This is a genomic window from Halomonas sp. (assembly GCF_029263665.1).
In the GTDB taxonomy this organism is placed as follows: domain Bacteria; phylum Pseudomonadota; class Gammaproteobacteria; order Pseudomonadales; family Halomonadaceae; genus Halomonas.
Genome location: NZ_JAJUFQ010000032.1, coordinates 21,709 through 32,941, shown reverse-complemented (window position 1 = coordinate 32,941; position 11,233 = coordinate 21,709). Strand labels below are relative to the sequence as shown.

8 protein-coding genes and 1 pseudogene are annotated in these 11,233 nt (G+C 54.9%); 7 read left to right on the top strand and 2 right to left on the bottom strand.

Annotated features, from left to right (window positions below):
• Window positions 1-597 (bottom strand): annotated as a pseudogene (locus Q1K07_RS20125) (transketolase); the annotation flags it as partial.
• 262 nt (window positions 598-859) lie between these two features.
• Complete coding sequence (tal, locus tag Q1K07_RS20120) at window positions 860-1,813, bottom strand: transaldolase (protein WP_300315372.1); 954 nt, start codon at window positions 1,811-1,813, stop codon at window positions 860-862.
• Between the two features lie 321 nt (window positions 1,814-2,134).
• On the opposite strand from tal, the gene rpiB reads away from it, so the two are divergent.
• The 7 genes from rpiB (at window position 2,135) to Q1K07_RS20085 (ending at window position 11,223) form a co-directional block, all read left to right on the top strand.
• Window positions 2,135-2,653, top strand: a complete 519-nt coding sequence (gene rpiB / locus Q1K07_RS20115) for a ribose 5-phosphate isomerase B (RefSeq protein WP_300315370.1) — start codon at window positions 2,135-2,137, stop codon at window positions 2,651-2,653.
• 152 nt (window positions 2,654-2,805) lie between these two features.
• Window positions 2,806-4,524: a dihydroxyacetone kinase family protein gene (locus tag Q1K07_RS20110; protein WP_300315367.1), complete on the top strand. Its 1,719-nt coding sequence runs from the start codon at window positions 2,806-2,808 to the stop codon at window positions 4,522-4,524.
• A gap of 161 nt (window positions 4,525-4,685) precedes the next feature.
• The gene (locus tag Q1K07_RS20105; RefSeq protein ID WP_300315364.1) at window positions 4,686-5,678 is read left to right on the top strand and encodes a sugar-binding transcriptional regulator; all 993 of its coding nucleotides are present in this window, start codon (window positions 4,686-4,688) and stop codon (window positions 5,676-5,678) included.
• 340 nt (window positions 5,679-6,018) lie between these two features.
• Window positions 6,019-7,710 carry a hypothetical protein gene (locus tag Q1K07_RS20100; RefSeq protein ID WP_300315361.1) on the top strand — a complete coding sequence of 564 codons (1,692 nt, stop codon included), beginning with the start codon at window positions 6,019-6,021 and terminating at the stop codon, window positions 7,708-7,710.
• Between the two features lie 427 nt (window positions 7,711-8,137).
• A complete protein-coding gene (locus Q1K07_RS20095; RefSeq protein WP_300315358.1) occupies window positions 8,138-8,998 on the top strand; it encodes a transketolase in 861 nt (286 codons plus the stop codon).
• Between the two features lie 11 nt (window positions 8,999-9,009).
• Entirely contained in the window at window positions 9,010-10,008 is a 999-nt protein-coding gene (locus Q1K07_RS20090) for a transketolase family protein (RefSeq protein ID WP_300315355.1), read from the top strand.
• A gap of 237 nt (window positions 10,009-10,245) precedes the next feature.
• Window positions 10,246-11,223: a TRAP transporter substrate-binding protein gene (locus Q1K07_RS20085; protein ID WP_300315352.1), complete on the top strand. Its 978-nt coding sequence runs from the start codon at window positions 10,246-10,248 to the stop codon at window positions 11,221-11,223.
• Window positions 11,224-11,233 lie beyond the last annotated feature (10 nt).

Genomic DNA, 11,233 nt, shown 5'->3' with positions numbered 1-11,233 from the left:
GGTGAACCAGCCTTCGACTTCGCCGTCGATGGAGATGCCGTTGTCGTCATAGAAGGCGATCAGCTTGCCCAGCTTGTGGGTGCTGGCCAGGGAAGCCACTTCGTGGGAAATGCCTTCCATCAGGCAGCCATCGCCGAGGAAACAGTAGGTGTAGTGATCGACGATGTCATGGCCGGGGCGGTTGAACTGAGCGCCGAGAGTACGTTCGGCCATGGCCATGCCGACGGCATTGGCCAGGCCCTGTCCGAGCGGGCCGGTGGTGGTTTCGATGCCACCGGCGTAGCCGTATTCGGGGTGGCCGGCAGTCTTGGCATGCAGCTGGCGGAAGTTCCGCAACTCTTCGAGGCTCATGTCCTCATAGCCGGTGAGGTGGAGCAGGGAGTACAGCAGCATGGAGCCGTGGCCGTTGGACAGCACGAAGCGGTCACGATCGGCCCACTTGGGATCGTTCGGGTTGTGGACGAGGTAATCGTTCCACAGCACTTCGGCGATGTCAGCCATACCCATGGGGGCGCCGGGGTGGCCGGAGTTGGCCTTCTGGACGGCATCCATGGATAGGGCGCGAATGGCGTTGGCAAGCTGAAATCGAATCGTCATGGGAAATCCTTGGTTTGGGCAACGAGCAAGCCAAGCATAGGCTGTAGAGCTATAAGCTATAAGCTATAAGCTATAAGCTATAAGCTATAAGTAAAAAAGTCATTGCAATCGATATAATGTTTTTAAAATCATTGGCTTACGTCTTACGTCTTACGTCTTACGTCTTACGTCTTACGTCTTACGTCTTACGTCTTACGTCTTACGTCTTACGTCTTACGTCTTACGTCTTACGTCTTACGTCTTACGGCTTACGGCTTACGGCTTACGGCTTCTCGAGTCGCTCTGCGATCAGGGCTTCGAGCTTGCTCTGGTCCTCGGAGAAGCGACGGATGCCATCGGCAAGGCGGTCCACGGCCATGGCATCGGTGTTGTGGTGCCACAGGAAATCGCTGTGTCCGATAGGTTGCGCAAGCGTTGAGAAGGGCTCGGTGGAGGGGATGGTCCGAGCGACGTCGCCCTGGCTGGAGGCCAGCTGCTCCAACAATTCCGGCGCAATCGTCAGCCGTGGACACCCCGCCAGAGCCAGAACCTGCTCCACGCTACGGAAGCTGGCGCCCATCACGACAGTGGAGTAGCCACCGCTGCTGGCACGCTGGCATACGCTGCGCACGAAGCGCACGCCGGGGTCTTCGTCAGCATGGAATGTCTTGCCTGTGGCCTGCTTGTAGTAATCACTGACCCGGCCAACAAAGGGGGAGATCAGAAACACGCCGGCATCGAAACAGGCCTGAGCCTGGGCATCGCTGAACAGTAGGGTCAGGTTGCACTGAATACCTTCCTTCTCCAGCACCTCCGCTGCACGAATGCCCTCCCAGGTGGAGGCTAGCTTGATCAGTACCCGATCGCGCTCGATGCCACGCTGCTGATAGAGCGCGATCAGTTCGTGGGCCTTGCGAATGCTGGCCTGGGTATCGAAGGAAAGCCGAGCCGAGACTTCGGTGGAAATGCGCCCAGGGATATGGGCGGCAATCTCGCTGCCCATGGCAACGGACAAATGCTCTACCGCTTGGCTTGCCTTGTCCGCCAGAGTGCCGCTGTTGTCTATCTGGCCCAGAACGTCATTGATCAGTTCCTGATAACCGGGGAGTTCGAAGGCCTTGAGGATCAAGGAGGGGTTGGTGGTGGCATCCTGCGGTTGATAGCGCTTGATAGCGTCGAGGTCGCCGGTGTCGGCGACAACGAGGGAGTGCTGGCGTAGGGCATCGAGGCGTGACATGGCAAAGACTCCTTGTGTGGGAATCTGATCATCTCCTGATCAAATGAATAGCGTGTTGGCCTGAGAGAGTCAAAAAATAATGCACGAATGATCTGTTTATGATCATTAGACCAAAGGTGTAATTGTCCGAAGGGTATGAAGGTTTTGTGTTTATATATCTGTTTTTAAATGCTTTAGTGGAGAATCGACTGTTGCGTGGTGGATGTGAAGACTATCCTTTCTATGGGTTCTTTTGTGCATCGGTCTTTACATATGTTCATCTGGTGATACTTTGAGCATATGTTCGGCAGGATCCGAGACGTTCACCGGAGGAGAGAACTCATGTCTGATACCGCGTCTTCCTTGAAGGTTGCCATTGGTGGTGATGAGGCGGCCTTCGCTCTCAAGGAAATTCTGATTGCGCATATGCAGGAGCAGGGCTACCAGGTGGAAGACTTTGGTACCTTCAATGCTGAGCCGATCCTGTACCCCGATGTGGCTATCGAGGTGGCGACTGCGATCAAGGAAGGGCGTTTCGATCGCGGCGTGCTGGTATGTGGTACGGGCATTGGCGTGGCGATTTCGGCCAACAAGGTGCCAGGCATTCGTGCGGCCCAGGCCCACGATACTTATTCGGCGGGCAAGGCTCGCACCAGCAATGATGCCCAGATCGTGACGCTGGGGGCTCGAGTCGTGGGGCCTGAACTGGCCAAGGATATCGTCACCACCTTCCTCGGCAAGTCATTTCCGGGTGGGCCGTCCGCCGAGAAGGTCGCCAAGATTCGTGAATATGAAGAGCGTCTCGCGGGTCCTTCTGCATCAGGGGCATCTTCACCAGGAGCACCTTCACCAGAGGCATAAGTTTGCTGGTGCTACAGCTCTTCAGGAATAAGGTTCTTCAGTAATACGCTTCTTCAGTGATGCCATGCCCATGACATGGCATCCATGACACAAAAAAGCATTGGCCACCTGCAGCCAGGTTCGGCAGCCGCTCTGTCCAGGGGGAATATCCCATGACCATTCTGTACAACGATCCCAGTGATTTTCCTGAACAGGCCCGCCTGGGGCTGGTGGCCGCTCATCGCGACAAGCTGATGGCGGTGTATGGCGGCGTGGTGCGCAGCACGCGTAGCAAACCCGGGAGTGTGGCTGTCGTCATTGGCGGTGGCAGTGGTCATTACCCGGCTTTTGCCGGCCTTGTAGGGCAAGGATTGGCCCACGGAGCGGCCATGGGCAACCTGTTTGCATCACCCTCGGCCCAGCAGGTCTATTCCGTGGCCAAGGCTGCGGATAACGGCGGTGGTGTGTTGCTGACCTTCGGCAATTATGCCGGCGATGTGTTGCACTTCGGCCAGGCGCGCGAGCGTTTGATTGCAGAAGGTATTCCCTGCGAAATCGTCACCATCACGGACGATGTGGCCAGTGCCTCGCTGGAGGAGTTCGACAAGCGCCGGGGGATTGCCGGTGATTTGACAGTGTTCAAGGCCGCTGCCGCTGCAGCAGAGGCTGGTGCCTCGCTTGAGCAAGTGGTGGCCGTGGCCAAGGAGGCCAATCGTCGGACGCGTTCCTTCGGTGTGGCATTCGATGGGTGCACGCTGCCGGGTGCGGAGGATGCGCTATTCCATGTGCCTGCGGGCAGGATGGCCATCGGGCTGGGGATTCATGGCGAACCTGGTGTCAGCGAGCAGGATGTTCCTACGGCGGATGGTCTTGCCGAGGCTCTGGTGTCGCGCCTTCTTGAAGAGGTGCCGGCAGGCATCGAACGTGAGGGCGCTCGAGTGGCTCCTATCCTCAATGGGCTGGGTAGGGTCAAGTATGAAGAGCTGTTTGTCGTCTATCGGCGTGTCGATGAATTGCTGCATGAGGCGGGCCTGAGCATCGTCGAGCCAGAGGTGGGGGAAATGGTCACCAGTCTTGATATGGCCGGTGTGTCACTGACCTTGTTCTGGCTGGATGACGAGCTGGAACAGCGCTGGAAAGCCCCTGCCGATACTCCGGCCTACCGTAAAGGCAGTGTGGCCGTGGCGGAGGCGCTGGATCCTGCTGAGCTGGAGGCGGTGGAAAGACAGGAAATACCGCCTGCCAGTGAGGCATCCAGACAGTTGGCCAAAGGTGTGGTATCTGCCCTGGAAACGCTGGTAGCCACCGTTGATGCGCATGCCGAAGAGCTGGGGCGCATCGATGCCATCGCGGGTGATGGGGATCACGGTATTGGCATGCAGCGAGGCAGCAAGGCATGTCTCGAGGCAGCCCGGGAGGCCCTGGCAGGAGGAGCCGGTGCGCAAACGGTGTTGTCGTTTGCTGCTGAACGCTGGGCCGACCGTGCCGGTGGAACTTCCGGTGCGATCTGGGGCGTCATTCTGTCTTCCATTGGTGAGGCCCTGGGCAATGACCTTCCACTCAACGCCGACCGCCTGGTGCGAGGGGTGTCTGCTGCCAGTGATAACGTCATGAGCTTCGGCAAGGCGGTGCCCGGAGACAAGACGCTGGTCGACGTGCTGGTGCCTTTTGCCGAGGCCGTGGCAGAACATGCCGCCGATGGTGTCGCGGTTACCTGGGAGCGAGCGGCTCAGCGCGCGGAAGAAGCGGCCCAGGCGACTGCGGAACTACTGCCCAGGGTGGGGCGTGCTCGGCCCTTGGCGGAAAAGAGTCTCGGCACGCCAGATGCTGGCGCTACATCACTGGCGTTGATTGTCACGGCGCTGGTGCCGGTGATTCAGCGCTGCGCGTGAGTGTTACTTCAGGGTGCTGCATCAGGGCATTGCCAGCACTTCATCGGTTCATCGGGCTGGATTAGTCGGGCTGGATTTAGTCAGGCAGGTTTTTCAGACTGAGAGGTATCCGCTCAGGTTGTGCTAAGGTGACGCGCTGAAAGCCAGGTCGGGAACACAACATGAATGAGCGTCAGGACTCCGCCGATATCGCTTTGATGACCGAGATATCCACTCTCTATTACGTGCAGGGGGAGACTCAGGAGGTCATTGCCAACCGTTTGGGGCTATCCCGGGTTCGGGTGGGGCGTCTGCTCAAGCGAGCTCAGACGGAAGGTATCGTGGATGTACGGGTGCGCCAGCACCCGGCTGTCAGTGCCGAAATCGAACAGGAACTCAAGCGTCGTTTTGGGCTCAAGCGTGCACTCATTGCGCTGGATAACAGTGATCCGGATGAGCAGCGTGCAGCAGTGGCAAGCCTGGTGGCGGACCATCTTTCGCGCAACCTGCATGATGGGCATATTGTCGCCGTGGGCATGGGGCGCAATGTCGGCGCCGTGGCTGACAATGTCTTCGGCGCTGATCACCTCGATGTGTCTTTTGTCTGTGCCATTGGCGGCTCCCTGCGAGCTGGCGAATACATGAACCCCGATCACATCTGCCGACGCCTGGCCGGCAAGTTCGGTGGCGAGAGCGAAACACTGTATGCACCAGCCCTGGTGCAGAACAGCGAGCTACGCGACGCATTGTACGAGAACCCTACCGTACGCCAGACGCTGGATCGTGCACGCCGAGCTGATATTGCCCTGATCGGCGTAGGAGATGTCAGCGAGAACAGCAATATGGTGCGCATGGGCTGGTTCACGCCTCAGGAAATCTCCGAGGCGCGCCTGTCCGGTACCGTTGGCGACATGATGGGGTATGACTTCATCGATATTCATGGACGCCCATCAATCACTCCGATGCAGGGGCGCGTGATTGGACTCAACATCCAGGACCTGACCAGGATTCCCGATGTAGTTGCCATTGCCAGCGAGAACACCAAAGCCGTCGGGATTCTCGGTGCCTTGCGTACAGGTGTGATCGACACCCTGGCCACCAGCGCCACCAATGCCCATACCATCATTCGTCTTGATGAAGCCACGCAGAGGGGAGAGGAGGTGGAGCTGGGGTAGTTGTGTTTTCCTGCCTGTGGTCAATAACCTCTATAAGTGTCGTTGCTAGCTCGTTCAAGACTATTCACAGTTGACTGTGACGTCTTTGGCAATGCCATGACTCGTGAATGAAGAATAAGTCGGATCAATAGCTTCATAAGCGAGCACAGATATTCGTCTGAACTTGGCGCCGAGGAAGAGATTCTTCATCGGCGAGGAAAACTTGTTCCGAGGCATTCATGGCATTATTTGGCTTGCCGTGCAGTCCAGTGAAGGTGTCGTCACAATAACCAATACTTCGAGACCTGTTGGTGACATGGTTGAGAACACTATTGCATATGGCTTGTTTTAAAGGATGCCTATGATCAATTTTGCAGGGAAGTTTCTACGAGTTTTAGTGCTGAGTGCTGTTTTGATCGTACCTTTTTCGGCTGTAGCTGATGAGGCGGATTTACTTGAAAAAGCAGCAACGGCTTATACCCGTGCTGGAGCCCTCGATGGCAATGACGCGAAGGAAAAGCTGAGCGAAGCCAGGCAAGTATTGAAAGAGCTAATTGAGACTTACCCTGACAGCGTATCTGCCAAGACGCTGACAGAAGGTGGCGAGGTGGAGGTGACTGATGGAAATATACTGTCACTTGATATCATCCAGCAGGACCTATGTGCAATTGATGGCTTTGATTGTGTTATCCGGATGGCGATTGACGAGTCTCACAAGCTAGAAGGTGATTTAAATAAAGTCCGTGGTCTTGTGGTTGTCGTAGAGCTGCAGGAAAAGGCCGGGCAATTGGATTCAGCGGCTGAGACGCTTGAAGACATCGAGGGAATTGTGGGTGCTATGCCTGTAGGCATGTCAAAGCTTGAAGCTTTGGACTATACCGCGAAAGCGTATGCCTTGGTGGGGCAAAAAGAAGCTCTGAATAGAATACTTGATGATGCGACTGAGATTCAGGGTCGAATGTCGGATGGTATAGAACAGTCCGCTGCACTGAATTATATAGTGAGTATTCAGGTCGAGGCCGGTCAGTTGGATGAAGCGCTCTCAACATCAGAGCGTATATCAAATAGTAGATTTAAGCTTTATGCACTTTACTCTATCGAGAAAGGCTTGGTTGAAGCAGGTCGCTTATCCGATGCATTTTCAGTTGTCGCTCAGATGCCGGACGATCTAGAGCCGCTGAAGTACGATGCCCTTATGCGTGTTGTGAAGGCCCAGGCCGAAGCGGGCCAGGTTGCTGAGGCGTTCTCAACGGCAGAAACGATATCGGATGATGCAGTGAAGTCTTATGTGTTTACTGTTATCGCATTGGCTCAAGCCGAAGCGGGTGGAAATGATGCGGCTGATGCCGCCTTTAGCAGTGCTGAAAAAGCCGCGGAGGCTATACCAGATGGCAAGGATAAGTCATCCATGCTTGTCGTTATTGCAAAAGCCCAGGCTGAAGCAGGACGAGAAGATGTGGCAGATGCAACGTTTGCGGCTGCTGCACAGAGCATTGACACCATTGAGTACGATGGGTCCAGGCTGAGTAGCCTTCTCGAACTCGCGACAGCGCAATCTGAAGCAGGTAGAGAAAATGCGGCAGATGCAACATTTGCAGCTGCTGCAGTAATAGCACGCTCTTTTGAAGATGGTGATGCAAAGCTGCTTGAACTTTCAGATCTTGTTATTGACCTAGCCAGAGCCGGGCGGGAAAAAGCCGCGACTGAGGCATTGGCTGAGGCTGAAAAGGTTGCCCAGGGCCTGCCGCATGCAGATTTCAAACCCTATTCGGAACTTGTTGCCATAGCTGCCGCCCAGGCTGAAAAGGGACAGAAAGAGGCGGTAAGTACAACGTCTTCATCTGTCATTGCTATCGCGAAATCCATTGCTGATGATAGCACCCGGAACGGTATTCTATTGGACGTTGCTGCAGTTCAGGCCAAGGCAGGCCTGCTTGGTGAGGCGCTATTCACTGTGCAAATGATGGATATCGATGAAGCCAAGTTTCATGCTTTGAGCAGCATCGCCGAGACGCTTCTCGAGCAACAGCAGGAAGTCAGTCCGGGAGAATGATGAAACATAGGCGTTAGTCCCTCTGGACAGCATTGTCGATGATAAGCGCTACTTGCCAGCATACAGCCACCGTCCAGGTGGCTTTTGTTTTTTTCCTCTCTTTCCTTGCCTTGATCCTCCCTGTTCTTTGCTCCCTCTGCCTGCTGTTGGTTCTAGTGTGCTTTTTGCTGCCCGTACGCATCGCCGGTGCCGAACGGTAAAGAGAAGATGCGGCGTATCCGCCTGTCTCGTATGTGCCGATCTGATTGGTTGACAATTTTATCCATGTCTTTAATGAGTGTGTATTCTATTGAAATAGAAGTATTTTCATAAAATAAACAATAAAAACATAAAGTTATTGGTTTTGTTTGTATAGACCAAAGTGGCATTTTTAATTCCTATCAACGAGGATATTTTGAATTGGTCAACCAATTTAGAGGAATGTCCAATGAATGCCTCGTTGTCAGACTCTGACGCCAAGGACATTGAAAAGCTGAAGCAGCATGCCTATCGCATTCGTCGTAATGCATTGCTGATGGGGGAAGTGCAGGGGCAGGGCTATGTCGGTCAGGCGCTGGGTGTGGCGGATGTGCTGGCCGTTGCCTATTTCCAGGCACTCAAGTTCAAGGCCGATGATCCTGAGTGGGAAGGCCGAGACCGCTTTCTGCTGTCCATCGGTCATTACGCCATCGCGCTGTATGCCGCATTGATTGAGGCGGGAATCATCAGCGAGAGCGAAATCGAGAACTACGGCAGTGATGACAGCATCCTGCCCATGTCGGGAATGGCGGCTTATACCCCAGGCATGGAGATCACTGGTGGATCTCTGGGGCATGGCCTGGGTATCGGTGTCGGTATGGCGTTGGGTCTGAAGCGCAAGAACAGTACCTCCCTGGTTTACAACCTGCTGTCGGATGGCGAGCTCAACGAGGGTTCTACCTGGGAGGCGGCGGCTTCCGCTGGCCATTGGCAGTTGAACAACCTCATCGCCATTGTCGATGTGAACGATCAGCAGGCCGATGACAAGTCTTCAACTGTGCTCAACTACGAGCCAATTGCCGATAAATGGGCCGCTTTCGGTTGGGAAACCTGGCGCGTGAATGGCAACGACCTTGGCGCGTTGGCGCAAGCCTTCAGTGCTGCCATTGGCAGTTCGTCCGACAAACCCCGAGTCATCATCTGCGACACCTTGATGGGACGTGGTGTGCCACTGCTCGAAACGCGCGACAAGACGCACTTCATTCGTGTGGATGAAAACGAGTGGAGCCTGGCGCTGGAACAGCTGGACGAAGTCTACGGGATCAAGTGAGGAGAGCAGAGATGGCAGCCAAGAAGAAACTGAAAACCTCGGCGATGATTGCCTCCATTGCCGCAGAAGGACAGCCGACGACATCGGCTCCATTCGGACATGCGTTGGTGGAAGCCGCACGCGATAACAACAAGATTGTCGGGATGACGGCGGACCTGGGTAAATATACTGACCTGCATATCTTCGCCCAGGAATTTCCTGAGCGCTTCTACCAGATGGGAATGGCCGAGCAGTTGTTGATGAGCGCTGGCGCGGGCATGGCACGCGAAGGCTTCATTCCCTTCCTCACGACCTACAGCGTGTTCGCTTCTCGTCGCGCCTACGATTTCATCTGCATGGCGATTGCCGAAGAGCGCCTCAACGTCAAGATCGTCTGCGCCCTGCCGGGCCTGACCACTGGCTATGGTCCGAGCCACCAGGCCACGGAAGACATCGCCATTTTCCGCGGCATGCCCAACCTGACCATCATTGATCCCTGTGACGCGATTGATATTCAGCAATCGGTTGCTGCCATGGTCGAGTTCGATGGCCCCGTCTATATGCGCTTGCTGCGCGGCAAGGTGCCCAATGTTCTGGATCGATTCGATGGCTATCGCTTTGAAATTGGCAAGGCCAAACGCCTGATAGATGGCGGAGACGCACTGATCATTTCTTCCGGCCTCATGACCATGCGTGCCGTGGAAGCCGCCGATGAGCTGCTGGAACAAGGTATCAAGGTGACGGTGGTTCACTGTCCGACCATCAAGCCTCTGGATGAGCAAACGCTTCTGGACGAAGTGCGTCGCCACACAGGCAAGCCTGTCTTCGTGGCCGAGAACCATTCCGTCATCGGTGGCCTGGGCGAGTCTGTTGCTGCGCTGCTGATGCGCAACAAGCTCAACGCCAATCTCGAACAGATTGGATTGCCGGATGAATTCCTGGATGCCGGTGCCTTGCCTACGCTTCATGACCGCTATGGAATTTCCACCAAGGAAGTCGTGAAAAGAGTGGAAGACTCCGTCAGAGGATAGAGCTTGAATCACGCTTTATGTGAAGTGCTGGATCGTGATCGTTTGGAGGGGAATTGAGAAGAATAAATGGTTCGTTGAAATTATAGGTGATGTGCTTTCTTTGAAATTGTTGTCTTGCTTTAAACCTGGTGTGTTTGATCTGTAGTTGGTGTGATTTGTCGTAGATAGCAAGTTGGTATTCAAGGTCGATATTCAAGAACAAATATACAAGAGCAGTGGAAAATAGGAGCTACTGTCATGAAATTGATCAGCAGTATGTTAATTGCCAGCTCAGTGCTTGTCGGTTCATCGGCATTTGCGGCCCAGACGTTTCAGATGGCTCACAATGCCGCTGAAGGAAACCCCAAGTGGGAGGCGTCAGAGAAGTTCGCCCAATTGGTGGAGGAAGGGACCAATGGCGACATCAAGATTGATGTCGGGGGAAATGCGCAATATGGCGATGATGCGGAGGCGCTGACCCAGATGCGTCTGGGGACCCTGGCATTCAGTGCCAACTCTCAAGGGACGACTTCCTCTGTGGTCCCGCAGTTTGCGGTGCTTGGCCTTCCATTCCTGTTTGATTCTCTGCCGGATGCCTGGCGGGTCATGGATGGAGAGGTCGGGGGTGAGCTGAAAAAGATGGCGGAAGAGAAGGGCTTGGTATTACTGGCTCTGTGGGATAACGGCATCCGTAATGTCAGTAATAACAAACATCCTATCGTTGAGCCTAAGGATCTCAAGGGGCTCAAGATTCGCACTCCGCCAGATGAAATGACGGTGGATATCTTCGAAGCTCTTGGTGCCAATGCGACGCCAATGAACTTTTCTGAACTATACATCGCGCTGCAGCAAGGAGTGGTAGATGGTCAGGAAAATCCGCTGATGAATATCTACTCATCCAAGTTGCATGAAGTACAGAAATACATCTCCATGACGGGCCACAAATATGAATCTACGCCTGTGCTCATGAGCAAGATGGTCTGGGATACCTTGTCGCCTGAATACCAGGAAGTGATTGTGGACGCTGCCGAGCAGGCAGGGGAGTTCAATCGCCAGGCATCGCTCGAGGCGGATGAAGAACTTCGCGGCAAGATGGAAGAGGCTGGGGTCAAGTTCAATGACGTCGATAAGCCCGCTTTCATCGAGGCAACATCTGGTGTGTATGACGCCTGGCGGGAGAAGTACCCAGAACTCGTCGACCTGGTCGTGAAGGAAGCCCGTGGTGATGCTCAGTGAGCGGGAGGTT